This is a genomic window from Vibrio gallaecicus, assembly GCF_024347495.1.
In the GTDB taxonomy this organism is placed as follows: Bacteria; Pseudomonadota; Gammaproteobacteria; order Enterobacterales; family Vibrionaceae; genus Vibrio; species Vibrio gallaecicus.
This window is the reverse complement of sequence record NZ_AP025491.1, coordinates 1,145,158-1,169,212: the sequence shown is the minus strand read 5'-3', so window position 1 is coordinate 1,169,212 and position 24,055 is coordinate 1,145,158. Positions and strand designations below refer to the sequence as shown.

Genomic DNA, 24,055 nt, shown 5'->3' with positions numbered 1-24,055 from the left:
AGGGAGAGCACATTGCTCTCCCTTTTTTATTCGCTACCGTTTATGTCTTAAAGCTAAATGACTTTTCGTTCAGCCTTATTTAACTTTCGTATAGCCATACTCTTCAATTAAACTTTGACCTTCAGGTGACTTCACATAGTTAATAAAACTTAGACTCTCTTTTGATAATGCTTCTTTACGATGCAATATTAAGAATGGGCGAGCGAGTTCGTAAGTGTGGTTCGCTATGTTTTTAGAACTTGGAGTGATACCTTCGAAAGTGATGGCTTTAATTGAGCGGTCGATTGACCCAACAGAAACGAAGCCAATGGCGTGAGGGTTATGGTTAACAATGGTTTTCACCATGCTGTTACCGTTAACGACAAGGTTATTTGGGTTGATATCGGATACTAATCGATCGTTAATAATTCTAGTGAGCCCCATTAAGCTTTCAAAACTGTAACGAGAGCCAGAAGATGCTTCACGAGTGACCACTGCAATAGCTTGGTCTGCACCACCGACTTGCTTCCAATTTGTTATATTGCCTTTGTATATGTCGAAAAGTTGCTTTCTAGAGATGTTGTTTACGCTGTTTGAACGGTTAACAACCACCGCTAGTCCATCGAAGGCAATTGGAAAAACATCCAGTTTCTCACCTTGTTCTCGCTCAGTTAAATAACGCGAGCTCATCCCTAAATCTGATACACCTTTTGTCACCATAGTAATACCGGCAGTTGAACCTATACCTTGTACCGCGATGAAATTATTTGGGTGAGTTTTATTATACTCTTCCGCTAGTACGTCCATAACTCTAGCAACAGAAGTTGAACCTGAGATATTGGTTTCTTGAGCAAGAACGACCTGAGAAGACAGGGCAAGGGTTAAGAGAGAAGCAAGTGCAACTCGTAACATAAACAACTCCTAGTAATATTATTTTCGACTATCATAGGGGGCTTATATGACATTTTTGTGAAGCAATAAAACCTCTCTTGTTAATGGATTGCTGCGAGGGAAGTCGTAGTATTAATGTAAGGATGGTTCTAAACTAAACAAAGTTGCCTTGCTCGTTTTCGTTACGGGAATAAGCCATCTCTATAGGTTCGCTATAGTAAATTTATCGGTGCGAGGTCTTTATGTCTGTAGTTAAAATGGAAATAGGTCGGTTACTCGCTGGTGCTGAGCGAGTTTGCCATTCGAGGAATACTAGTTTACCTGTTGCGCTCGGGAAGTCTCTTTTTGAACCTTGTCTGAATGGTGCTGTTTTTTCAAAAGCGCATTATTTACTGGATTCTTCGCACTGCGATTATACCGACGAAGTTGCCAAAGTTGTTTTTGAAGAAGCCAACCAGATTTGGTTGTTATTTATGCCGATGGATAAGGGACAAGTGGACTTAAAGTGGGGACCCTATCCATTCTTACCTCAATGCCATGACATTGATATTATTCTTCAAGAAATAGAAAAAGATCCTCATGCCTATTTTTGGGGGTAACATCTCTTACCCGCTAGCTACATAGTTCTTAGTTAAATTATTAATCTAATAAATTATCGAGCACGCAATACCTAAGCGTTCCCCTATGACATTTGAATTAGTTAGGTATTAAATTTATTTTCTACTTTAACCCGGAAATCTTTTGGGGTTTGCCCATGGAAATTTTTAAATGCTGTACTAAAGTGAGCTGCACTTTTAAAGCCAGATTCATAAGCAATTTGCGTGATGGATTTATTTGTTGTTCTCAAATGAGTCGCGGCATGGCTAATTCTTTTTACCTTTAATAAACTCGAAAATGACAAATTCTCTGCTGATAAACGGCGTTTAAGGGTTGCAGGTGACATGCCCATATAGTCGGCTAATGAGTCGAGAGTAATATCGTTATCTATGTTTTGTTCGATATAGCGAATGACTTTTTGGGTAACAGTTAATTGAGCAGCGTTTGCTATGATGGCAAGTGAAGCTGGTTGTTCTTCAACGATTAATGAAAGTAAGGCTGTTGCGAGTTTCGCTAAGGCAAAATCATTGGGTTGTTCTAATTCTGCTAACGTTAACATCAGCTCTTTCAGCTGGTGAATATTGACGTTGCTTTTATTGAACTTGATGTATTCTTTAGAGGGTCTTGGTATTTCAATTTCAGAATATTGGCTTAGGAAACTTTGGAAAATCGATAGATCGAAATCTAAGCACATTCCTGAGAATTCACCTCGTTCTGTATTGATAACGATATCTTGAATTTCCCCTGAGGTGTAGAGGGCAAAATCTCCCGAGTTAAGGCTTCCGTTTACTCCATGCGCAAGAGAAAAAGATATGCTGCCTTTAGTGACAAGGAATAAACCATTCTTAGATGCTGGATAGCGTTCTTTTCTTCTGTGAATGAAATTGGTAAATCGACTGATTGTGATAGATGGCATACGGATACTTCTTTTACAGTTGAAAGCGACAATATGACGATTTATTTTTAATAATAAAAAAGGCGCTATAAAGCGCCTTTTTAAAGTGTTTCTCAGTTAACTCTCGCTTGGTTCTTTACTCGGCTGTTCAGCAAAAACTTGCGTTGGTTTTGCTACCAAGTTGCGATTCTCTAGGTTCACATCTGAGAGAACAATTTCTAATACGTCTCCCAGTCTGTATACCATCTCTTTATCGATAGATACAGTACCCATGTCACTATTACATTCAATTCTTTCTTTATTATCAATAATGAGAGAGCCGGGGATAAATGCAGCGGCACCATTTTCTAGCAAGCGAACGCGCATGCCTGCACGATTAATATCAAATATTTCAGCTTGGAAACGAGTTTCTTCCTTAGGCGCATTAACTAGAGTTCGAGCGTATAACCAATCACCGACGTTACGCTCTGCCATTCCATGGTAGCGGCGATGAAGTGCAAGCTCATCACCAATCGTTTCGTCTGGTGTCTGAATTGGTTCTTTACCTAATATGTGTGCTTTAAGCATACGGTGGTTGATCATATCGCCATATTTACGAATTGGTGATGTCCAAGTTGCGTAGATATCTAAGCCCATAGCAAAGTGTGGTAAAGGCTCGTTGCTGATTTCACTGTACGCTTGGAATTTGCGAATACGATTATCGTAGTAGTTAGTGTCCAGAGTGCCTAACCAGCGGCGAAGTGAAGCAAAACCTTCTAGAGAAATGATCTCTTCAGCTGTAAATGGGGTTTCAGCTTCAGGGTTTACTAGTTCTAGTACATCAGCAACTTTTTCCGATTTGAAACCAGAGTGGCAGTTAAACACGCCTTGTCCGAAGCTTTCTTTTAATACACGGCCAGCACAAATGTTAGCGCTGATCATTGCTTCTTCTACTAACTTGTTCGCACTACGACGCATATCTGCGTGAATAGCGATAACGTCGTTGTCTTCGCTTAATTCAAAGCGGTAATCAGGGCGGTCTGGGAAAACAACGGCATTGGCTTGTCGCCATGCTGAACGAGCTTGAGCGAACTCATGTAAATCCTTAACGATTACTGCAATCTCTTCACTTGGCTGCCATTTTTCAGAAGTCCCATTCTCTAACCAATCTGATACATGACTGTATGCGAGGCGGGCATGAGATTTGATATTTGCAGCAAAGAAATTAATGTCATCGCCAATCACGCCGTCTTTTGAAACGGTAACAGTACAGCAAAGAGCTGGGCGTTCTTCGTTTTCAATAAGTGAACACAAGTTATCGGCAAGATCACGAGGCAGCATCGGAATGTTTCGGCCGGGAAGATAAATAGTAAAACCACGCTTGCGTGCGACCTTATCCATTTCATCATCAGGAGAGATATAAGCTGTAGGATCGGCAATCGCGATGGTTAATTCAAAATCGCCGTTATCTTTTTTCTTCGCATATAAGGCGTCATCCATATCTTTGGTGCTTTCACCATCAATGGTTACAAACGGAATATGAGTCATGTCTACGCGTTGTAGGTCGACATCATCGTTGACTTGCCAGTTATCAATGCCTTCAGGTTCACTGTTAGGCAGATCGTTTTGTGCAAGTGTTACCCACCATGGAGCAATCTTGTCGTCGGCGTCGGTAATTTTCTCAGAAATCTGCGCTAAGAAACCATCATCTCCTTTAAGAGGGTGGTTTACTATATGAGCTACAACCCAATCGCCCTCTTTAAGAAGTTCAGGGTTTAAGCCCTTTTTAGCTTTAGCCTTTAACTGAAGCTTTTTAAGCTGCGGGTGATCTGGAACAACGTTCAATCGACCTTTAAATAGCTTTATACGAGCGATGAATCGGGTCAAACCTTGCTCAATCAACTCTTCTGGCTCAGCGATTTCACGTTCCTTTTCAGTACGTATAATTGCAACGACCTTATCGCCGTGCACACATTTCTTCATATATGGCGGCGGGATAAAGTAGCTAGTCTTACTGTCGACTTCTAGAAAACCAAAGCCTTTTTCAGTAGCTTTAATCGTGCCTTCCTTTTTAGGAAGTGTTTCTTGGATTTGCTGTTTAAGTTGAGCGAGTAGAGGATTATCTTGAAACATTTGACTTTTATCTTACGAGAATAATTCTGCACACTATAATCATTGCGAGAGCCGATTACTACTTAAAGCCAATAAAGGCCTTTGAATAAAGTACATGCTGAATCATATGGTCGAGTATTTGTAGAATTGATGTTTCAAATCCATAAATAAAGGAGGTGACGCGATATTCATCAAAATTTGACGATATGATAGACAGTTTATCGAGGAAACAGAAAAATATGTGATGTATTTCAATTTTTTCTGGATTTTTTTATGCATTTAAGGAATAATCCGCCTCCCTTAGACGTCCCTAACGGCTTGATGCGTTTTATTACTGTTTCGCAACTGAACGGAATCAGTATCTGATTGGATCAGTATTGGAATTGGTAGAGCACCTGGGACCTTTTGTTTACTTATATGATAGTGGGATCCCAATGTCCGAATCTGTAATTCAATTTAATGAATTAGCCCTTAACGAAAACATCCTTTCAGCACTTGATAGCATGGGTTTCGTCTCTCCAACTCCAATCCAAGCGGCAGCTATTCCTCTTCTTCTAGAAGGCCGTGATGCTTTAGGTAAAGCACAAACAGGTACTGGTAAAACAGCAGCGTTCTCTCTACCGCTACTGAACAAAATCAACCTAAACCAACATAAACCACAAGCAATTATCATGGCTCCTACTCGTGAGCTAGCGATTCAAGTTGCTGCGGAAATCAAAAACCTAGGCCGTGATGTTAAAGGCCTTAAAGTTCTTGAAATCTATGGTGGTGCTTCAATTGTTGACCAAATGCGTGCTTTAAGCCGTGGTGCTCACATTGTTGTTGGTACTCCAGGTCGTGTTAAAGACTTACTAACTCGTGACCGTCTACACCTAGATGAAGCACACACATTTGTTCTTGATGAAGCAGATGAAATGCTAAAAATGGGTTTTGTGGATGACGTTACTTGGATTCTTGAGCAAGCTCCAGAAACTGCACAACGCGTACTTTTCTCTGCAACTATGCCACCAATGGTTAAGACTATTGTTGACCGTTACCTACGTAACCCTGCACGAGTTGACGTTGCTGGTACTAACCACACTGTTGATAAAGTAGCGCAGAACTTCTGGGTTGTTAAAGGCGTAGAAAAAGACGAAGCAATGTCTCGTCTTCTAGAAACTGAAGAAACTGACGCATCAATCGTATTCGTACGTACTCGTCAAGATACTGAGCGTCTAGCTGATTGGCTATCTGCACGTGGCTTCAAAGCTGCTGCTCTGCACGGTGATATTCCTCAGTCTCTACGTGAGCGCACTGTTGATCACATCAAACAAGGTGTTATCGACATTCTAGTTGCAACTGACGTTGTAGCTCGTGGTCTTGATGTTCCACGTATCACTCACGTATTCAACTACGACATCCCATTCGATGTTGAATCTTACATCCACCGTATTGGTCGTACAGGCCGTGCTGGACGTAAAGGTAAAGCGATTCTACTAGTTCGTACAAACCAAATTCGTATGCTTCGCACTATCGAGCGCGTAACTAAGTCATCTATGGAAGAAATCCAACTTCCTCTACGTGACCAAGTTGCTGCTGCTCGTGTTGCTAAGCTTGGCGCTGAACTTGAAACTGAGAAAGAAAGCAAAGCACTAGAAAACTTCGCAGGTCTTATCTCTACTCTTCAAGAGTCTCTAGAAGTTGATGCGGCTACTCTAGCTGCAATGCTTCTTAAGCGTCAGCAAGGTAAGAGCCCACTATTCTACGTTGGCGAAGACCCAATGATCGCTGCTATTGAGCGTGATAAGAACCGTCGCAAAGAGCGTCGTGAAGATCGTGACAACGGCCGTGACGGTGGTGGTCGCAACTTCAATACTCAAGATTGGGATACTTACCAACTACAAGTTGGTCGTGAGCAAGGTGTTCAGGTTAAAGATATCGTTGGTGCATTAGCAAACGAACTTGGCCTAACTAAAGGTTCTATCGGTGCTATCAAGCTAGACCAAGGTTCTACTTACGTTCAACTGCCTAAAGCAATGAACTCTGAGACTGCTGGTAAGCTAAGCAAACTTCGCATTCGTCAAAAAGAAGCTGGCGCTGTAGTTGTTGATTTCAACGACTTCCGTGAGCCTCGTCGTGGCGGCGGCGGTCGTGATGGCAACCGTGGTGGCGGTCGTGGCGGTCGTGATGGTGGCGGCTACCGTGGTAACCGTGAAGGCGGTAACCGCGAAGGTGGCAACCGTGAAGGCGGTCGTGGTGGATACCGTGGCAACCGTGATGGTGCACGTGATGGTAATTCAGCTGGTGGTCGTGATGGTGAGCGTCGTTTTGACCGCAACCGTGGTGGTGATCACCGTGGAAACCACCGTGGCGAACGTGGTCATGGTAATGCAGCAGGCAATGGCGGCAACCGTGGTCGTCGTCCAGAGCGTAGCGAAGGTTAATCAACCTATAGCTTTAGGTTGAAGCTTCCAAGTTGAGTATTTATAAACTAAATGCTTATAAGCGAATAGCCTAAACAGTGAATTTGAAAGCCGAGCGATTGCTCGGCTTTTTTGTATCTGTAGTTAATTGTTTGGTAATAACACCGATGAAAGCGAATACTTTCCTAGTGCCACGCTTATTTTTTCTTACTTGAGCCAATAAATTATCTTCTAAAATAAATTTTAAAAGTCCCACCCACTTTTGATTAAACTCGAATAAATCATTCAACTATTTTTTAATTTCCTAGTCGAATAAATACAATTTATGACTTAGATCAAGTTAAATGCTGGATAAATGGATTTTAAGTAAAACAAAAGTTGAAAGATTCAAAAATTATTGAATAATGAACATAACTAAAATTGAAGTGAAAACTTCATTAAATTCGTACTGAAACAGGATCCATATCCAATGTCTAATTCGTTCGTTCTGGTTATCAACTCTGGTAGTTCTTCTCTTAAATTCGCAGTTATCGACTCTGTTAGCGGTGATGCAATTGTCAGTGGTCTTGGGGAGTGTTTTGGCTTACCAGAAGCAGTAATTAGCTGGAAGCATAACGGTGAGAAAGTTGAGGAGTCGATTGACCAACCTGACAACCACCACCAGCATGCAATTAATCGAATTGTAGCGTTAATGGATTCACTAGGCTTTACTGCCGACCTAGTGGCTATTGGTCACCGAATTGTTCACGGTGGCGAGAAATTTACTTCAACTGTTCGTATCACTGAAACAGTAACGGCTGAAATTGAAAAGTTAGCCGATCTTGCACCACTGCATAATCCAGCAGGAGCTATTGGCATTCGTGCTGCTATGGCGGCTTTCCCGTCTTTACCTCAGTTTGCTGTATTTGATACTGCTTTCCACCAAACAATGCCAGAAAAAGCATTTACAGGTGCTATCTCGAATGAGCTTTACACTGAGTATGGAATTCGTCGTTACGGTTTCCATGGTACAAGCCATTACTTTGTAAGCCGTGAAGCTGCAAAAATGCTTAACAAGCTAGTTGAAAAATCGAGCTTCATTTCAGTTCACCTTGGTAACGGTGCTTCAGTATGTGCTATTAGCAATGGTCAAAGTGTCGATACCTCTATGGGTTTCACTCCTCTATCTGGTTTGATGATGGGTACTCGCTGTGGTGACTTAGATCCAGGCATCATCGAATTCTTAATGAAGAAAGGTTGGAGCCAAGAAAAAGTATTTGATGCTTTGAATAAGAAATCTGGCTTCCTTGGTGTATCTGGTATCACTTCTGACGCTCGTGGCGTGCTAGAAGCGATGGAAGAAGGGCATGAAGGTGCTAAGCTTGCATTTGAAGTCTTCACTTACCGTGTGGCTAAATATATTGGTTCTTACATGATCCCATTAGACCATCTTGATGCAGTTATCTTTACTGGTGGTATCGGTGAAAACTCATTACCGATCCGTAGTGAAATACTGCGTAACCTTAAGTTACTTGGCTTTGTTGAAGATGAAAAAGCCAATGCAGACGCACGATTTGGCGCATCTGGCATTGTAGCTAAATCAGAGCTTCTAGGTGCTGTGGCTATGGTTATCCCAACCAACGAAGAATTTGTAATTGCTCAACAGTCGGTAGAGCTACTGTAACCTAAGCGGTAATTAACATTATTAGAAAGCGAGCCTAGTGCTCGCTTTTTTGTTTTCGGGGTAAGGAAGGCGCTTTATATTGCAAGAAGCAATATCTGAGTCTTTGCTTACTTTTCAGGGTAGTGGATAACATCATGAAACACGGCATTTTCCTTTCCAATGTTCTTGTAGCCATGTATTTGGTTAGCACTGAAGCGTACAGCTTGCCCTGCACGTAATGTATGCCATTCATCATCAAACAGTACCGACATTTCACCAGAAATACAGAGGATGTGTTCAGTTACGCCTATGTTATGCGGGTCAGACTCGTGCTGATAATTGGGCGCGAGGGTTAGCTCGAATATCTCAAATCCGAGCGCCCGTTCAAAGGGAAATAACAAGCTTACGAAGAAACCAGTATTGTACTCTTCACGCCTTAGCTCATTTGCATCTCGGAACATACTGGTGAGCTCATTGTTAGAAGTGCCAGTGATAAAGCTAGAAAATGACACCTCGAACCCCGACGCTATTTGCCATAGTTTTGCTACCGTCGGGCTCGATTCTCCCCGCTCGATCTGCCCAAGCATAGCTTTACTAACCCCGGTGGCTTTCGCTGTTTTATCTAAACTCCACCCTTTTTCTTTACGAAGGGTCTTTAAATTATCGCCAACTTTTATTTCTCTGTGCATATTATTCTCAATAAATAACTTGTACGTTATAACGCACGAATGCTAAGTTGTTTGTATGGACGTTATAACGCACATAGGAATGAATTAATATGATGAAGATAAAATTTTCCCATATCAGTACCGGCTTTATTGCGGTGTTTATAGGCTATGCGAGTGCTGCTGCGATAATTTTTCAAGCTGCGATGAGTGCTGGCTCAACCAACGAGCAGGTCGCTTCATGGTTTTGGGCGTTAGGGGTTGGTATGGGAATAACCACTATATTGCTCTCGTTACACTACAAGAAGCCTATCGTTACAGCGTGGTCCACTCCTGGCGCGGCATTGTTAATTACATCGCTTGAGGGGCTGACAATGAATCAGGCAGTTGCCGTGTTCTTGTTTAGTTCTTTGTTAATTACGTTAGTCGGTGTGGCAGGAATATTCGAAAGGGTGCTTAAACAGATGCCAACGTCGATAGCATCGGCAATGTTAGCGGGTATTTTACTGCAATTCGGATTGGGCTTGTTCACATCGGTCATGGAAGAGGGACTAATTATCTTTGTTATGCTGGCCATTTATATGGTTGCAAGGGTTCGGCTTGGAAACTTATTGATCCCCAGTATTTTCATCGTCGCTTTAATAATGTGTATCGGGATGGGAAAGCTAGATGTAAGTGCAGTGACGATGGGCTTAACCGTTCCCGTATTTATCGCTCCAGATTTCGATTTTTTCTCATTGGTGAGTGTTGGGATACCGCTGTTTATCGTTACTATGGCTTCTCAGAATTTACCGGGATTTGCTGTATTGAAAGCGAATGGCTACCAAGTTGGTTCGTCTAAAATTATCACAACAACAGGCGTTACAGGTCTATTGTTAGCGCCATTTGGTGGCTTTGCTTTTAACCTTGCGGCGATAACTGGCGCAATTTGCATGGGACCAAATGCGGATGAAAATCCTAAGACACGCTACATAGCAGGAATTTTTATGGGTGTGTTTTACCTTTTAGCAGGGGTGATGGGGATGTCATTTGTTTCTTTATTTAGTTCGGTTCCTGAGGAGGTTGTTATTGCTATTGCTGGTCTTGCGGTGATGCCGACCTTAATGAACTGTTTAGCGGTATCTACGGCTGATAGCCAATGCCGCGAGCCAGCACTGTTTACATTTCTAGTCACAGCCTCTGGTGTCAATTTACTGGGGATAGGCAGTGCTTTTTGGGGACTATGTATAGGGATGGTTTGCTATTGGCTATACCATCACAAGGTTAGCGAGATAAAAGTAAAAGACACTTCGTCGACTCAATAACAGGTACCGCCTAAAACTATGAACAGTTAATACGAAATAAGCGTTGGATAGCTACTTTGTTAGATAACTACTGCGTTGGATAACTATTTAATTGCAAGTGAACCTCTTCTTCGGGGCAGTACTGCATATTTCAGTTGTTAATCACTTCTCGCGGAATAAAGTTGTTCAAAATTTGGTATATTTTTCTCCCAAACAGGGGAACCCTCTCCGATAATTGACTTTAAAACATCAATAAATAGCTTAGTTTTAATGGGTGCATCTCGGTGCGGGTATACGGCGTAAAAAGTGCCGAAATCTTCAAGATTCAAATGCGTCATTATCGGTATAAGCTTTCCGTCGATGATTTCATTCTCAATCATTTGGGCAGTGACCACAGCAAGCGTATTACCCGCCACCGCGCTTTTTACTACCATCTCAACATCATTCACTTTATAAGCGGCATTAAGTTGAAATTGCTGTTCCATATTGTTCTCATCAAGATAACTAAATTTATCTATGAATAAACCGGGAGCCGAGTAAATCGTAGCTGGCAGAGATTCTAGCTTTTCAATCGTCTCTATTTTCCCATGCTGTTGAATGAAATCAGGTGAAGCTACAATAAGTAAGCGGCTTCTGGCAATCTTACGAGAGATCAAACTGGAGTTCTTTGGTTTGCCAATACGAAAGCCAATATCAAAACCCTCTTGCACAATATCCACCACTCTATCTTCTAATCTCAGCTCGCATTTCACATCTGGATATTGCTTCTGAAAAACAGAGATCGCATCTTGAACGTATTGACGGCCAAACATCATTGAACTCGTAATTCGTAATATCCCTCTTGGCTCTGAATGGTAGTTCTGCGCTAAACGGTGGGTGTTATTAAGTAAGTCACGTAACAGTTTTGCTTGGCTCACCATTTCATTACCTGCTGCTGTTAACGATAACGAGCGCGTGGTGCGGTTAAGTAAGCGGACACCTAACTCTTCTTCTAAACGACTTATCTGCTTTGAAATAACAGAGCGATCAAGGTTCTTTTGCACGGCAACATTAGTAAAAGAGCCAAGTTCAGTAACTTCGAGCAATAAAAGTAATCGATTAGAAAAATCCATTTGAACCTCATGAGAATAAATAAAAACAGCATTGGTGCAATTTTAGCATCAATCTTATGCTATTAACGGTATTTTTCTCACCTAATAGATTGCTTATAGTTATCTCACTGACGGAGAGGACACCCTCTCAACATCACTATATTTAACTAGCCAATAGGCGATTTAGAGGAAGTACATTATGAAAACATTATCAATCACTAATCAAAATGGTATCGCAACGGTTGCTATCAACAACCCACCAGTGAATGTATTAACCATTAATCTAATCAACGAAATTAATGAATATGTACTTTCTTTAAAAGATGACCGAGATACTAAAGTGGTGGTGTTTAAATCAATGCACGAAACCTTCTTCTTAGCGCATCTTGATCTGAACGTGATTAACGGCACGCAAGGTGGTCAAGCAGCGTCAATTGAGTTCAACCACATGATCATGAACATCAAGGCGATGAAACAAGTGTCTGTTGCTTTGGTTGATGGCGTAGCTCGTGGGGGCGGCAATGAATTTGTTATGGCGTGTGACCTTGCTTACGGCACCGAGAATGCAGCGTTTGCTCAACCAGAAATTCACGTAAATATTCCGACTGGCGGACAAGGTGCTGTTCAGTTCGCAAGAAGAATGGGCAAAAACAAAGCATTACAAGCTCTACTGGTGGGTAACGATTTCACAGCACAACAAGCTGAGAACCTAAACATCATTACTCAATTTGTACCTAAAGCGGAAATGGATAACTTTTTAGCGATGACTTTAGGTGTGATTAGCACATTAGAAGTGCGTGATATTGTGATGTACAAAGAGATCATTGCAACATCAATTAAAGATGAAGGCGCGGGTGCAGAGCTAGAGTTACGTTACTTTTTAGAACGTGCTAAAGAGCAAAAAACAGCCGCTATTATATCTGCATTTTTAAAACATGGCGGACAAACAGAGCGTGAAGCAAAAGACATTCAAGGTATTTTTGTTGATACCGCGGCTGAATTGTCTGAACAGGGTTAGATGCTTCCCGAAATAGCCGTTGTCTGACGGCTATTTATCATGCTGTGGTGAGATTTTGTTAACGCTTAGCTGGCTTAAGACTTAAAAAATAGCTTTCCTTTTATTCCTAAAATAAAAAACGGCACTGATTGATAGGAACAAAAACGTGAAGTAATAGAAAAATGAAGAAAGCGACGCTAAGAAATCAATGTTTTGTTCTATTTCTTCTGAAGTGTAGTTCTGTGATACCAGCTTGTAGTAGTAAGCATACAAAATTCCTATTATGCCGTATCCAAGATTAAACATCAGGCCTTTGAAACTTAATACAGTCGCTCTATTGTGTGATTCGGTCTTTTTATTTAAGTGATAACTAATGAAAATATTCATGGTCATGATGATGAATATTAATATCAAAGCCGGTATTACGCCGTAAATAGACCAACCTAAACTAATCCAGTAATAAGTAGCCATTGTCGCTATGCCCATTAAAGCTATGAATGTTTTGGGCGCCATACTTTCCGCTAATATTCGGCTTTGGCCTGCCAATATAATTTTAAGTAAACTTATCCCTGCGCCAATAAAGCCGAAGTAGATAATCGGTATATCAATGGCGAGGTAGTATTGGCTGTTCATTGTTAAAAACATCCGCGAGGTATGTTCGAATAGGCTGTAGTAAAGCAATATGAAGAACACGTAAGGGGTTGCGATGACCCACTTAGCGGTGGTTGCTGTTAACTTCAGGCTTGTGAGAGTGGTTGCGAGTTTGGTTTGATTGCTTGGCAATACTTTCTTTTGTTCCCTCATGCTTATCGCAGAGTAAATGGCAATCATTGCAACAAATAGAGTGGCATAGACAGGAATACGCATTAGATCTTGGGTATTTTCTGGTTTCGCTAACCCAAGTATATGGTAGAGGTTAGCCATAAAGTTAACATCGTACATTGCCGCGCCTATTAGAGTGACAAATATCCCAACAGTTGAAGCAACTCGAAGTTGGATTTGTAAAACTCTGGGCCACAATTCCTCTTTGCCTTGTTCTTTTAACGTGTCGTAAGCAAGAGCTTCATCTGCGCCACTTGCTAATGCCATTGCCAAGCCACTTAATATTCGGTTGATCAAAAACACTATGAATACCAGGTTGGGATCTTCAGTGGGGACGACTGCAATCATTGCGATTTCAATAAACATGACAATCGAAGATAAAACAACGAGCTTTTTACGCCCTAAGGTATCAGCGAAGGCACCTGATGGTACTTCAGCTAGCACTATGGTTGCCGCCCAAACGACATTAAGCATGGCAAATTGCGAAAGAGTTAAGCCATAGTCTAAATAGAGCAAGGTAAATATAGGGTAATAGAACCGCGCAAAGTAGCTACTTCGGAACATTAAGAAGTAGCGAACATTACGAATTTGAAGGATTTCTTTGAGCGTCATAGACTATTTCATACGTTAGATTACACATCATTATGTATATACCTTTTGGTCAATTAAATCATGCTATTGATGTGAAAATGGAACAATTCATGATTTAGCGAGCTATTAAAAAGGTCACGCTTAAACAGTATCCTATTAGCAGTGTAAATGAAGTGAGGTTTCATTCTCGATTAAGGTTCAATAGTTCTTTTTGAACATAGCTTTAGGTTGTTTTTATATGTGACCTAAAGCTATGTTTAATCCTTTCTACTGCTCTCTTAGTCTTTATGACGTTGTCCTGTTCTTAATCAAGCTGCTTTTAAATGAACCAAGCAGTAACTCTGCCAGAAGTGGGAGTGCATTGGACATGCCTATCCATTGTTCAATTTTTGCCTTTTCTAAGTAGGCTTGGCTAACTTCACCTTGTGGGATGGATGCTTTTGCCAGAGCAACCAGTTCAGGCATCATGGGAACAAGAAAAGCAAAAGCATTAATGCTTAGAATAGTTAGCATAAGGAGTTTTAATTTGAGCCACGTAGGTTTTTGCTGAGATGAATAATAGTCATATAAATCTGCGAATAGCTTTAGCCCTAAGCCTGGTAAAATTAAAATATAAGCGCTTAACTCCTTATACATTCCAACATGATAAGCCATTAATGCTGTTTCATGCCCCAAAGTCGCACCTATTACGATATGAGACAAGATGCCACCCACATACATAATGGTGCCGATTTCATTAAGGAATCTGATCACTTTTCTATTCATATTTATGCTTCTCTATTACTTCAGAATCGGTTAGTGGATGTTTGTAAGAGAAAGCTTTTTACCAAGGTACTGAACATCGATATTTGCATAGCCTAATGTAACGGCTTCAAATTGATGGCTCAGCTCTTTTGCGTGTTGTGCATCTTTCGCTATAAATGAAACAGAGTAGATAGGTCTTGTGACATGATTACCTAGATCTTGAGTATCAATGTACGAGGAAGTCACCAAACCAGCTTGGTTAAGACTGACTACTCGCTGTAAATCAATGTTCAGTACGCGGTCTATTTCGAGCGCTTCAATACCGTTTTTCCAAGTAATTGTCACACCGTAGTTATTGTAATTAGGTGTGTTATCCAACCACTTAGCTCCTAGAAGTGTAATTTTACTGATGTTGACTAAGTCTTTTTCATACAAGGGTAAATGAGCAAGTTTAGTTTGTACTTGCTGTTCGCTATCGGCTGCAATAACAAAGCGCAACAGCTGAACAGGGTTACCGTCTACTTCGCTGCGTGAAACATACATATCTTTTATTTCGCCTTGGTTTATTAGCTTTCTAAACTCAGCTTTTTGCTCTGGCATTGTATTGAGTACTTGCTGAAAATCTTCGGTATTCCACTTTAGTTCAACGGCATAATCTTGAGCGCTCGCGAAGGTAGAGAAAAGGATGGTGGTAATGGAGGTTATGAGTTTTATAGTTTTCATTTTAATTCCTTAAATGGTCTGACTTAGATTGTGTTTATTGTGTTTATTGTGATTACCAACGTGAACGATAAGAACGATGGCAACTTTTACAGGTATCTTGTGCGGTCTCTAGCCCTAACTCTGCCAGTGAAACGTCGCTTCGTTTGCTGGCTTGATGGAGCTTTGCAAAACCCTCATTCATTTGCTTCATGAGCTGATTAAACTTCTCTGGCTTTGTCCAAACTGTGTCTTTTGCTTTACTTCCTTCTTGGCTCCCTGCAGGGAAAATTGTCATTAATTCTTGGCTATGATTCGCTAAATTGAGGCTGATTGAGCTCAATGCAGCCCAATCTGTGTCTGAACCATTTAAAGTGTCATCTGCCTTGTCGACAAAAGTCTCAATTTGTTTAAAAGCGTGCTGACGTTGCTCAACTTGAATTGTGCCTGTATCTGTTTGGTTCATATCTTGTGCACTGAACGCTTGAGCGCCCAGTAAAGCGGTCGTTACACATAGAAGCCTGACTGTCATTTTTTTCATATCACCCTCACTGCCTAATTAGTCATCAATCTTAAAGTTTCTGTAATTTACACAGCAATAGTTGCAATTGCAACTATTGCTGTGTAAATTATCGTAAATTGAGGTCGACATTCGGCTAGAAAGAAATGGCTAGAGAGAGTTAAATTATGAAAGTTTGGGATCTATCAACTCGTTTATATCACTGGATGCAAGCTGCGTTGTTTATTGCATTAATGGCATCCGGTCTCTCCGGTAATGGACCACATGTACAGTTGGGATTAGCGCTGATGACGTTGCTTATTTGGCGATTTATATGGGGTTGGGTTGGTAGCGAAACCAGCCGATTTCAACATTTTATACGCCCGCCAAAATCGGTAGTTAGGTATTTACAAGGAAAGGAGGAAGCTAAAGCTGGGCATAACCCTGCAGGTGGGTGGATGGTGGTGACACTTTTGTCTGCATTAGCCATTCAATGCGTTTCCGGTTTAGCCCTTGCTGGATTACTCGATAATCTTCCATTTGCGGATATATGGTTAACAGATCCCGTATTTTCAATTCTAGAGAACATTCACTTAACCATGATAAAAGTGCTTCCAGCATTGGTTGGAGTACATGTTTTAGCGGTATTGTTTTATAAACTTCGCTCAAAGCCATTAACTTGGGCGATGATATCTGGAGTTCAGGGACGAATAAAATTTGAAGGAACGGTTAATTTTGTTTCTCAATGGCGCGCATTATTAGCGTTTGTTTTTGCTGCATCGATTACTGTAATAATCGTTGTGCAGAGTTAATAGCAGACAAAACTGATAGCAGGCAAAAAACTTATCTGGGACGATGCTTTTAACCTAAAGGCAGTAACGCTAAAAGTGTTTTTAAAACTTATTTAAGATTAATGGCAATTAACGCTTTACCTCAAGTTAACTTTAAGTATTAAGATTGGTTTCGTTGCTGAGAAACGTTGCCAAAAAAGACTTTAAGGAGAGAAGCATGATCCAATTAGAACACGTAAATTTAGTCGTAAAAGATATTCCAGAAATGCTGAAATTTTACCAGGCTGTTTTTCCACATTGGTATGTACGAGATGAGGGGCATGGTGAATGGTCAGGTAAGCCGAGAAATTGGCTACATTTCGGGGATGAATACCAATACTTAGCGATAAGTGATCATGGTGAAGGGGAAAACCGAGACTTATCTGGTCACCAAGTCGGTTTGGCTCATTTTGCTTACGTGACGCATGATCTTGATGGTGTGATAGCAAGGCTAACGGAAGCTGGGTTCGAAATTTATCAAAATGGTACAGATAGCTCATATCGTAAAAACATCTATTTCCTAGACCCCGCGGGCTTTGAAGTGGAGTTTGTTGAATACTTAACGGATGATCCTAAATTACGTAATAGCGATGGTTAGTCAAACGAAGGGCTCAACCTGAGTCATTTTCCATTTATTAGATAATACCGGCTAATGCAAAGAGGCGAGCTACTACAGCTCGCTATTTTTATTAGCTGCTAAACCACCGTCTAAATCTGTGGTAATTGTTTTAGAAGGTTAATTATTTAAAACCAATTATTTAGCATTATCCGTTTTTCTGAAAAATGAAATACGCTTCTCGGCTGTTAATAATATGTGCTTTTTATACAAAGTGAACGTGCCTGTTTCTTTCCTCGTAATCAATCGCTATTCTGCTATTAACTTTCTCTTACCGTTGCTGGTTAATACTTATTGCCTATGTTTGACCAAATTAAAGAATTTGTTAATCCAAGTAAAAATCCAGACTTGACTCAAGCTCATGAATTTCAGCGCCAGCACCTACCTACGCTATGGCTCTTAGGGAAAACAGGGGCAGGGAAATCCTCGTTTATTCAATCCGTAACGGGGCTTTCTTCAGTAGAAGTCGGCAATGGTTTTGCTCCATGTACAATGACGGCTCAAAGCTACGAGTTTCCCCAAGGTAAGCCAGTTATGCGCTTCTTAGATACTAGAGGGTTAGGCGAGGCTGAATATGACCCTACGCCAGATCTCGATGAGACAGGTAAAGCAGGGCATGCTTTAGTGGTGGTGATGAAAGTCGATGAACCTGAGCAATCATCGGTACTCAGCGCATTAACGTTGATTAAGAAGCAAAAGAAAATTAAGCAGTTACTACTTGTTCATAGTGGCGCATTGTTGTCTGAAGAGTCAGAGTGCCAACGTCAGGTTTCTTTCAACGAAAGCCAAGTGAAAAAGGTGTGGGGTAACACGTTTGATTCTCTGACGGTTGATTTTGAAGCGCCTGAAGGGCTGGTTTATCACTACGATGAGCTGATTGAAAAACTGACTCATATCCTTCCTGTTATCGGAATGATGATTGAAGATAAAGAACATTCAAGTGTTGAAGAAGCCAATTTTGACAAAGTAGAAAATGAAGTGCTTTGGTACGCAGGTAGTGCTTCCGCGAGTGATCTCATTCCTGCCGTTGGGCTTGTTTCTGTGCCAGCGATACAAGCGAAAATGCTGCATAGCTTAGCCAATCAGTATGGCGTTGAATGGAATAAGCGAGCATTCACAGAATTGGTCAGCACGCTTGGGAGCAGCTTTGCTTTGCAATATGGCGTTAAGTTAGGCGCGAGACAGTTAGTTAAGTTAATTCCTGGTTATGGGCAAACCGTTGGCGCTGTTGCAGCAGCAGCCATGAGCTTTGGAACAACTTATGGCTTGGGACGAGCAGCTTGTTTTTACTTTTACCACAAAAGCAAAGGCACTGAGATCTCTCAAGAAGAGATGCAAACGATATATAAAGAATCATTGAAAAAAGGTAAGGCAGCGTCTGGCTATGAAGAAAATTAGAAGCTTTTATCACTTACTTTCCAATTTATCAGGTGGGCGCTGGGGCATTATCCTCATATCCTCGATTTTGCCTGTATTGCTTATGGCATTATTCGGACTTTTTCTTGCCTTTAAATATGGGTATGTATTGGAGCTGTCTATCGCTATTGCGGTGAGCACTCTAGTGACGACTATTCCATTGTTTTTGTTAAGCCGCGTGAGTGATCGCGAATCCCAAGATGCGGTAGAGTCTGCTCTTAATGAAAATGGCTTAGTAGGAGAAGAAGTCGGTGATGGTCTTGTTAAAGCATCCTCTGAATGGTCTCAAGCTGAATTGGTTATTTGGAATCAAGCGAAGCTGCATAATCGGGAACATTTAAAAACGGATATTGATTGGGTCAATCTCGATAAAGTTGGTATTGAGATCCTTGAATTTGTCGCAAAGGAGTTTGGTAAGAAGACGTTAGATTTCTCTATTCCAGAAGGCTTAAAGTTATTTGAAGAAGTGGGTCTTAGATATAAGCGAGTTGTCAAAGAGAACATTCCGGGCATTGAATACCTTAAGCTCTCATACATTAAAGCTGGCTATGAAGCTTATGATAAGTATGGGGAATTAGGTCAAAAAATTGTTAAAGCGGCTATGTGGGCTAATCACGCTAAAAATTTATATTACAACCCACTAAAGGTGGTGTCTGACCTAAGCCGAGAGCAAGCCACATCGTCGATGACGAAAGGCGTGGTTGAAGACATGCAGCAGGTCGCGAAAGAAGCCTTATTAGATGAGATAGCTGCTGTTGCAATTGATCTATACAGCGGACGATTCAGTTTAGAAGAAGATGACCTGCAAATCACAGATGCTTCAAAGTTAGATGAGAAGCGTTTTGCTGTTGAACTAGAGCCGGTCCGAGTCGTGTTGGTCGGTCAAACAAGCTCGGGTAAATCCTCAATAGTGAATATTCTAAAAAATGAAATGGTTGCGGAGGTCGATGTATTACCCTCTACGGACGCGTCTACCGTTTACAGTGCGGAAGTGGATGATAACGAAGTCAGAGTTATCGATCTTAAAGGTTTGGATGGCACTGAAAAAACAGAAAAGGCAATGCTACAAGAAATGACACAAGCGGATTTAGTGCTTTGGATACTCAAGGCGAATCAGCCTGCTCGTGATTTAGATAAAAAACTAAAAGACAAATTTGATGGCTTTTACGCGGACCCAAAAAACGTATCACGTAAAAAGCCAAAATTATTAGCCGTGGTCAATCAGGTTGATAATTTGAAGCCTCTGACTGAATGGGAGCCTCCATTTAACTTGGTTAACCCCATTTCAGCTAAAGAAAAAGTGATTGCGCAAGCGTTACAGTACAATCAGGAGTTATTACTTACTGATGGGGCTTTGCCTTTGTCTATTTCTCCAGAACGTGCTCATTTTGGTGTGGATACGCTGAAGGAAACCATCGTTAATGAAATATCAGAAGCGAATAACGTGCAACGAAACCGCCAGAGAACAGAGGCGATGAAAAGAGGAACGTCGATTAAAAAGCAATTTAATCGAATGGCTAAAGTCAGTAAAAAAGTAGCTCCGGAAGCGTTAAAAAAGGCGCCAGAGGCCTTAAAAGTAGCAAGCCCTAAAATTGCAGAGATTGTGATTAAGAAAGTGATTAAATAGATTTAATTGGTTAGGTTCGATGAAGGGCTTAGGGAATCAAAAATAAAGGAATAGTATGAGTTGGGTATTTTTCACGGTTTTGGCTGCGTTTAGTCAATCTTGGCGGAACGCTTTTCAAAGTCGATTAAGTAAAGAGCTGAATGTTGTTGGTGTTACCTTGGCTCGTTTTTTATGGGCAGGTCCGTTAGCGGCGGCATATTTAGTGCTTTTACATTGGTATCAACCCACACCTTTACCTATTTTTTCTAATCAATCTTACTTCTTTATTATTGGTGCTTCGGTCATGCAAATTGTGGCTACGGGGTTAATGGTTGTTCTATTTAAACAGAAAAATTTTGCCATTGGGGCAGGGCTTGCAAAAAGTGAAGCGCCAGTTTCTGCTTTTTTAGGTGTCTTATTTTTTGGCACTTCGTTATCAGTATTGGGGTGGATTGGCGTACTTATCGGGGCAATAGCGGTATTCATGCTGAGCTGCCCTAATGGTATTCGCAGTATTTCCTTAAAAACGGCATTAATAGGTTTAGCGTGCAGTACTTCGTTTGCTCTAACATCGTTATGGGTGCGAGAAGCGAGCTTAACGTTAGACGTTCCTTTCCCTCATCGCGCTGCATGGGTGCTATTCTCGGTTATCTTTTTGCAAACGGTAATGCTCGTTTTGTTCATGCTGTTTCGCGATCGCCAAACATTAAAAGCGATGTTTATTAAACCTAAGTTGGTGTTGATGACCAGTATCGCCAGTTTTATCGGATCTCTCGGTTGGTTCAGTGCTATGTCACTGCAAACTGTGCCGTTGGTTAAAACCTTGGGGCAAATAGAAGTATTCTTTACGATTTTAATTTCATTTTTCTGGCTGAAAGAAGGCGTAAAAAGAAAGGATATGCTGGCTTTATTTTTTATCGCAATCGCTGCAATCTTGGTGATGTGGTAACGGTTAATCTAGGTTTATGATGAGGGTTACCTAGACTTAGATTGATATCGGTCTTAAATCAGTGATAAGAAACACTACCGCGAACAGCTGTTGCTGTCACAACGTGAAGTGCCTGTCAGCCAAAATGAAACCTTATACCGATTGCGGGCAAATTTTAGGTAGAGTGAATCTGCTAGTGGTTTCACTAATTTCCAACGAAGTGGGGCATAAATCCAACCGCGTCCCATTAATTGCCATGCTTTATAGGTCACATCTAAACCAAGCAGTAATTGTCCTTTGTGATTGATGGCGTGCAAAATGTTGTTAGCAGCTTCTGCATCAATCTCTGGGTATGCCGAGAAGTCCTCACTGTAGATATCCACTGTCTTCAGTAAATTCTGTTTATCATGTTTTTTTAGCGCATTCATTTCTTTAGCGCAGAGTGGGCATGTTCCATCATAGAAGATAGTTAACTGAGTCATTCATTCTCCGTCCTTTATTAACTGTTTTTACTGAATTTTATGAATAGCCGTTTTGGTATCACCACAATCGTTTATACGATGGAGATGCATCTCAAGATCAAACCTCTCTTTCATCTCCCCAAAATCCCCCATAAATTGCAGAGCCTTTAAAGGATGAGTGTTTAACAATAAGACCAACTCTTCTTCAATTACTGTGTGATCAAATTGACTCACCGTCGAATGAAGGTCTGGTGAACTTAAAGCAAAATGAATGAGTTCAATATAGCGAGTTTTATCGCTTCTCATAAGAGATTCTAACTTGATGGTCGCTTGTTGTTTTACGCCTAAATAGGGATGCTCTAATAAAATGTTGAGTACATCAAGATCCTCGATGAAGGGGATTAATTGAGAGATGAGCAACGGAGAGCTGAGTTCAACTAATGCTGGTATCTCAGTTTGTAAATGAACTGGTCCTAGCCACTCTACAAGCGTTTTCAATTCTGTACGGTAATCTGAATTAACTAACAGTTTATGTGCATAGTCGTCTAGCTCATCTGAACGAATAGAGGCGTATGCCAAGTTACACCGCAGTGAAGCTTTTACAATGGCAAAAAAATCTTCTTCGTCTAATTGCTCAATTGAAACGGCGGTACATAATTCAATTAGCTGCTCTTGAGAGGCGCAATACTCAATCACCTTTGAACGATTGGTTAGGCTCTCAATAGTCGCAATTTTTCTTTGGGACTTTTTGAATGGCTGCTTCGTAGGAGAGGTGGTTTTCTCATCTAATGGCATTGATAAAGCAGCAAGTGTAGACATGGGTTTTGTCGCACTAAGGTTACTGTTTTCAGAGTTATTATCTTTCGTGTTTACTTCTGCTTTCTTCGTCTTAATTTCTTCTAATCGACTGTTGACCTCTGAATCTGATCTTTCAGTCGACTTAAAATCAATGTACGCATTATCAAATATAAGTTCATTGATTAAGTTTTTAGAAGCGGGAGTGTTTTGTGAAGCTAGGTTCTTTATCAGTAAAAGACGCACGCTGTTATCCAAAGTCTGTGATTGAAGATGCATGCGTAAAAATGAAACCGGAATTTGCATCTCACGGCTTTGACATAACTCAGTCAATGAGTCTATTTGATGCTGTGGCTCTAAACGTCCGAACTCGGCAAAGAAATGCTTCACTATCTCGGATAAATTACAATCAAACCTGCTTGTTAGGCTAAGAAAAGAGGCAAAATTACTCTTATTCATCTCTCCAGATTGCCATTGTTCTAAAAGTAATAAGAAGCTTTCCTTGGTTATAAATGGCAGTACTTTTGAAATTGGATGATTATTGCGGATGATCGGCTCTAAGTATTGGGGAGCGACTGGATATTGCCAGCGTAATAGTGTCGAAATAGCGATATCTTGCATCGGTTGTTGCGTGCTGGATAGCATGCTTAAAAAGCTTTGCAGGTACTCTCGTGAATCTAAATCGGACAGTCTCGTTAATGCTATTCTTTGAATCAGTAAGTCATCGTTTTCAAGATACTTGAACAAATGAACCTTGTTCGAGGAGGCTTTCAGTAACTTTCTGGTTCGTGATAATCCCAAACTGGTTTTTAAAGGAGATGATAAAAATCGGCTCCATTCTTGTTCAACTAAGTCATCAAGTTTATTTGGGGCAACCTTAGCCAGTAAGTAATACAAGGCTTGCTCTAATTCGGGTTCAGGGTCGCTATGAATGAGCGTAATTAATTGAGCTAGCTCTTCTTCTACAAAGCCCTGTGTCGTATTGAGTAAAGCATTGACGGAGGCAAGAGCGATATCAATGCCATCATCCCAATCACCGTCCCAACATTCGTTGTCCCCACTTGCTAATTCAAGTAACGCTGACTTTGCATCATCAATGCGGTGGTTTGTAGAAATGGCATGAATTGCCGCTAATTTGACGTCTGGGTCATGAGCCGAAGATAAGCATTTGATGAGTGGCTCTATTGGGCTATTGGATAAAGACGATAAAGCATTTAAACAGCCAATAGTTATTTCTTCAGAATCATTATGCAACTGAGATATTAATGCGTTTATGGCTTCTTCGCATTGGTGGAGAGCATTAGCGGAGGATATTTGTTCAAGTTCATTACCGTGTTGTAATTTATTGAGTGTTAGGTCGATGAGGCTGGCATAAATCATAGTAATAACAACATGGTCTTGAATATTAATTTAGAATACTAACGGATATCATTTAGATTTGTATGATCACCATCATATCAATGATGAACCGTAGCCGAATAATATAGAACATCAATAGTAGCATGATTATGGGGA

Annotated in this window: 21 protein-coding genes; 10 read left to right on the top strand and 11 right to left on the bottom strand. The window is 40.9% G+C overall.

Annotated features, from left to right (window positions below; translation table 11 throughout):
* Window positions 1–75: 75 nt before the first annotated feature.
* The gene (locus OCU78_RS20125; RefSeq protein WP_137373786.1) at window positions 76–891 is read right to left on the bottom strand and encodes a phosphate ABC transporter substrate-binding protein; all 816 of its coding nucleotides are present in this window, start codon (window positions 889–891) and stop codon (window positions 76–78) included.
* A gap of 221 nt (window positions 892–1,112) precedes the next feature.
* Between OCU78_RS20125 and OCU78_RS20120 the strand changes: the two genes are divergently transcribed.
* A complete protein-coding gene (locus tag OCU78_RS20120; protein ID WP_137373787.1) occupies window positions 1,113–1,469 on the top strand; it encodes a DUF3024 domain-containing protein in 357 nt (118 codons plus the stop codon).
* Between the two features lie 101 nt (window positions 1,470–1,570).
* On the opposite strand, the gene OCU78_RS20115 is transcribed toward OCU78_RS20120, so the two are convergent.
* Window positions 1,571–2,383 carry a helix-turn-helix domain-containing protein gene (locus tag OCU78_RS20115; RefSeq protein WP_137373788.1) on the bottom strand — a complete coding sequence of 271 codons (813 nt, stop codon included), beginning with the start codon at window positions 2,381–2,383 and terminating at the stop codon, window positions 1,571–1,573.
* A gap of 96 nt (window positions 2,384–2,479) precedes the next feature.
* A complete protein-coding gene (rnb, locus tag OCU78_RS20110; protein ID WP_137373789.1) occupies window positions 2,480–4,474 on the bottom strand; it encodes an exoribonuclease II in 1,995 nt (664 codons plus the stop codon).
* A 413-nt stretch (window positions 4,475–4,887) separates the two neighbouring features.
* On the opposite strand from rnb, the gene OCU78_RS20105 reads away from it, so the two are divergent.
* Both OCU78_RS20105 and OCU78_RS20100 read left to right on the top strand, forming a co-directional pair.
* A complete protein-coding gene (locus OCU78_RS20105; RefSeq protein WP_137373790.1) occupies window positions 4,888–6,876 on the top strand; it encodes a DEAD/DEAH box helicase in 1,989 nt (662 codons plus the stop codon).
* Between the two features lie 448 nt (window positions 6,877–7,324).
* Window positions 7,325–8,518 (top strand): acetate/propionate family kinase, encoded by a 1,194-nt coding sequence (locus OCU78_RS20100; protein ID WP_137373791.1) that lies wholly within the window; start codon window positions 7,325–7,327, stop codon window positions 8,516–8,518.
* Window positions 8,519–8,625: 107 nt separating this feature from the next.
* Here OCU78_RS20100 and OCU78_RS20095 read toward each other — a convergent pair whose 3' ends face one another.
* The gene (locus OCU78_RS20095) at window positions 8,626–9,186 is read right to left on the bottom strand and encodes a helix-turn-helix domain-containing protein (RefSeq protein ID WP_137373792.1); all 561 of its coding nucleotides are present in this window, start codon (window positions 9,184–9,186) and stop codon (window positions 8,626–8,628) included.
* Between the two features lie 89 nt (window positions 9,187–9,275).
* On the opposite strand from OCU78_RS20095, the gene OCU78_RS20090 reads away from it, so the two are divergent.
* Window positions 9,276–10,466, top strand: a complete 1,191-nt coding sequence (locus OCU78_RS20090; protein ID WP_137373793.1) for a benzoate/H(+) symporter BenE family transporter — start codon at window positions 9,276–9,278, stop codon at window positions 10,464–10,466.
* Window positions 10,467–10,603: 137 nt separating this feature from the next.
* Here the strand turns inward: OCU78_RS20090 and OCU78_RS20085 are convergent, their stop codons facing one another.
* Window positions 10,604–11,557 (bottom strand): LysR family transcriptional regulator, encoded by a 954-nt coding sequence (locus OCU78_RS20085; protein WP_137373794.1) that lies wholly within the window; start codon window positions 11,555–11,557, stop codon window positions 10,604–10,606.
* A 178-nt stretch (window positions 11,558–11,735) separates the two neighbouring features.
* Between OCU78_RS20085 and OCU78_RS20080 the strand changes: the two genes are divergently transcribed.
* The gene (locus OCU78_RS20080; RefSeq protein WP_137373795.1) at window positions 11,736–12,554 is read left to right on the top strand and encodes an enoyl-CoA hydratase/isomerase family protein; all 819 of its coding nucleotides are present in this window, start codon (window positions 11,736–11,738) and stop codon (window positions 12,552–12,554) included.
* 81 nt (window positions 12,555–12,635) lie between these two features.
* Here OCU78_RS20080 and OCU78_RS20075 read toward each other — a convergent pair whose 3' ends face one another.
* The 4 genes from OCU78_RS20075 to OCU78_RS20060 all read right to left on the bottom strand — a co-directional run bounded on the left by OCU78_RS20075 (window position 12,636) and on the right by OCU78_RS20060 (window position 15,930).
* Window positions 12,636–13,967 (bottom strand): MFS transporter, encoded by a 1,332-nt coding sequence (locus OCU78_RS20075; protein WP_137373796.1) that lies wholly within the window; start codon window positions 13,965–13,967, stop codon window positions 12,636–12,638.
* Between the two features lie 264 nt (window positions 13,968–14,231).
* Entirely contained in the window at window positions 14,232–14,711 is a 480-nt protein-coding gene (locus OCU78_RS20070) for an enoyl-CoA hydratase (RefSeq protein ID WP_137373797.1), read from the bottom strand.
* 30 nt (window positions 14,712–14,741) lie between these two features.
* Window positions 14,742–15,413, bottom strand: coding sequence for a hypothetical protein (locus OCU78_RS20065; protein ID WP_137373798.1), 672 nt, complete (start codon window positions 15,411–15,413; stop codon window positions 14,742–14,744).
* A gap of 52 nt (window positions 15,414–15,465) precedes the next feature.
* Window positions 15,466–15,930: a c-type cytochrome gene (locus tag OCU78_RS20060; RefSeq protein ID WP_137373799.1), complete on the bottom strand. Its 465-nt coding sequence runs from the start codon at window positions 15,928–15,930 to the stop codon at window positions 15,466–15,468.
* 146 nt (window positions 15,931–16,076) lie between these two features.
* Here OCU78_RS20060 and OCU78_RS20055 point away from each other — a divergent pair, with 146 nt between their 5' ends.
* The 5 genes from OCU78_RS20055 (at window position 16,077) to OCU78_RS20035 (ending at window position 21,305) form a co-directional block, all read left to right on the top strand.
* A complete protein-coding gene (locus tag OCU78_RS20055; protein WP_137373800.1) occupies window positions 16,077–16,700 on the top strand; it encodes a cytochrome b/b6 domain-containing protein in 624 nt (207 codons plus the stop codon).
* 196 nt (window positions 16,701–16,896) lie between these two features.
* Window positions 16,897–17,316 (top strand): VOC family protein, encoded by a 420-nt coding sequence (locus tag OCU78_RS20050; RefSeq protein ID WP_137373801.1) that lies wholly within the window; start codon window positions 16,897–16,899, stop codon window positions 17,314–17,316.
* A 318-nt stretch (window positions 17,317–17,634) separates the two neighbouring features.
* Window positions 17,635–18,732, top strand: coding sequence for a YcjF family protein (locus OCU78_RS20045; RefSeq protein ID WP_137373802.1), 1,098 nt, complete (start codon window positions 17,635–17,637; stop codon window positions 18,730–18,732).
* Window positions 18,719–20,377: a GTPase family protein gene (locus tag OCU78_RS20040; protein WP_137373803.1), complete on the top strand. Its 1,659-nt coding sequence runs from the start codon at window positions 18,719–18,721 to the stop codon at window positions 20,375–20,377. The genes OCU78_RS20045 and OCU78_RS20040 overlap by 14 nt, the downstream gene beginning before the upstream one ends.
* A 55-nt stretch (window positions 20,378–20,432) precedes the next feature.
* Window positions 20,433–21,305, top strand: a complete 873-nt coding sequence (locus OCU78_RS20035; protein WP_137373804.1) for a DMT family transporter — start codon at window positions 20,433–20,435, stop codon at window positions 21,303–21,305.
* Between the two features lie 74 nt (window positions 21,306–21,379).
* Here OCU78_RS20035 and OCU78_RS20030 read toward each other — a convergent pair whose 3' ends face one another.
* The gene (locus tag OCU78_RS20030) at window positions 21,380–21,766 is read right to left on the bottom strand and encodes a thiol-disulfide oxidoreductase DCC family protein (RefSeq protein WP_137373805.1); all 387 of its coding nucleotides are present in this window, start codon (window positions 21,764–21,766) and stop codon (window positions 21,380–21,382) included.
* Window positions 21,767–21,793: 27 nt separating this feature from the next.
* Window positions 21,794–23,920 carry a HEAT repeat domain-containing protein gene (locus OCU78_RS20025; RefSeq protein ID WP_137373806.1) on the bottom strand — a complete coding sequence of 709 codons (2,127 nt, stop codon included), beginning with the start codon at window positions 23,918–23,920 and terminating at the stop codon, window positions 21,794–21,796.
* Window positions 23,921–24,055: the final 135 nt, after the last annotated feature.

What these genes read in the sequence shown, in the direction of transcription:
- OCU78_RS20095 (WP_137373792.1), bottom strand. Translation starts at nt 9,186, where the DNA reads ATGCACAGAGAAATAAAAGTTGGCGATAATTTAAAGACCCTTCGTAAA.
- OCU78_RS20030 (WP_137373805.1), bottom strand. Translation starts at nt 21,766, where the DNA reads ATGACTCAGTTAACTATCTTCTATGATGGAACATGCCCACTCTGCGCT.
- OCU78_RS20055 (WP_137373800.1), top strand. Translation starts at nt 16,077, where the DNA reads ATGAAAGTTTGGGATCTATCAACTCGTTTATATCACTGGATGCAAGCT.
- OCU78_RS20125 (WP_137373786.1), bottom strand. Translation starts at nt 891, where the DNA reads ATGTTACGAGTTGCACTTGCTTCTCTCTTAACCCTTGCCCTGTCTTCT.
- OCU78_RS20090 (WP_137373793.1), top strand. Translation starts at nt 9,276, where the DNA reads ATGATGAAGATAAAATTTTCCCATATCAGTACCGGCTTTATTGCGGTG.
- OCU78_RS20080 (WP_137373795.1), top strand. Translation starts at nt 11,736, where the DNA reads ATGAAAACATTATCAATCACTAATCAAAATGGTATCGCAACGGTTGCT.
- OCU78_RS20100 (WP_137373791.1), top strand. Translation starts at nt 7,325, where the DNA reads ATGTCTAATTCGTTCGTTCTGGTTATCAACTCTGGTAGTTCTTCTCTT.
- OCU78_RS20035 (WP_137373804.1), top strand. Translation starts at nt 20,433, where the DNA reads ATGAGTTGGGTATTTTTCACGGTTTTGGCTGCGTTTAGTCAATCTTGG.
- OCU78_RS20120 (WP_137373787.1), top strand. Translation starts at nt 1,113, where the DNA reads ATGTCTGTAGTTAAAATGGAAATAGGTCGGTTACTCGCTGGTGCTGAG.
- rnb (WP_137373789.1), bottom strand. Translation starts at nt 4,474, where the DNA reads ATGTTTCAAGATAATCCTCTACTCGCTCAACTTAAACAGCAAATCCAA.
- OCU78_RS20105 (WP_137373790.1), top strand. Translation starts at nt 4,888, where the DNA reads ATGTCCGAATCTGTAATTCAATTTAATGAATTAGCCCTTAACGAAAAC.
- OCU78_RS20040 (WP_137373803.1), top strand. Translation starts at nt 18,719, where the DNA reads ATGAAGAAAATTAGAAGCTTTTATCACTTACTTTCCAATTTATCAGGT.
- OCU78_RS20045 (WP_137373802.1), top strand. Translation starts at nt 17,635, where the DNA reads ATGTTTGACCAAATTAAAGAATTTGTTAATCCAAGTAAAAATCCAGAC.
- OCU78_RS20060 (WP_137373799.1), bottom strand. Translation starts at nt 15,930, where the DNA reads ATGAAAAAAATGACAGTCAGGCTTCTATGTGTAACGACCGCTTTACTG.
- OCU78_RS20025 (WP_137373806.1), bottom strand. Translation starts at nt 23,920, where the DNA reads ATGATTTATGCCAGCCTCATCGACCTAACACTCAATAAATTACAACAC.
- OCU78_RS20070 (WP_137373797.1), bottom strand. Translation starts at nt 14,711, where the DNA reads ATGAATAGAAAAGTGATCAGATTCCTTAATGAAATCGGCACCATTATG.
- OCU78_RS20050 (WP_137373801.1), top strand. Translation starts at nt 16,897, where the DNA reads ATGATCCAATTAGAACACGTAAATTTAGTCGTAAAAGATATTCCAGAA.
- OCU78_RS20075 (WP_137373796.1), bottom strand. Translation starts at nt 13,967, where the DNA reads ATGACGCTCAAAGAAATCCTTCAAATTCGTAATGTTCGCTACTTCTTA.
- OCU78_RS20115 (WP_137373788.1), bottom strand. Translation starts at nt 2,383, where the DNA reads ATGCCATCTATCACAATCAGTCGATTTACCAATTTCATTCACAGAAGA.
- OCU78_RS20085 (WP_137373794.1), bottom strand. Translation starts at nt 11,557, where the DNA reads ATGGATTTTTCTAATCGATTACTTTTATTGCTCGAAGTTACTGAACTT.
- OCU78_RS20065 (WP_137373798.1), bottom strand. Translation starts at nt 15,413, where the DNA reads ATGAAAACTATAAAACTCATAACCTCCATTACCACCATCCTTTTCTCT.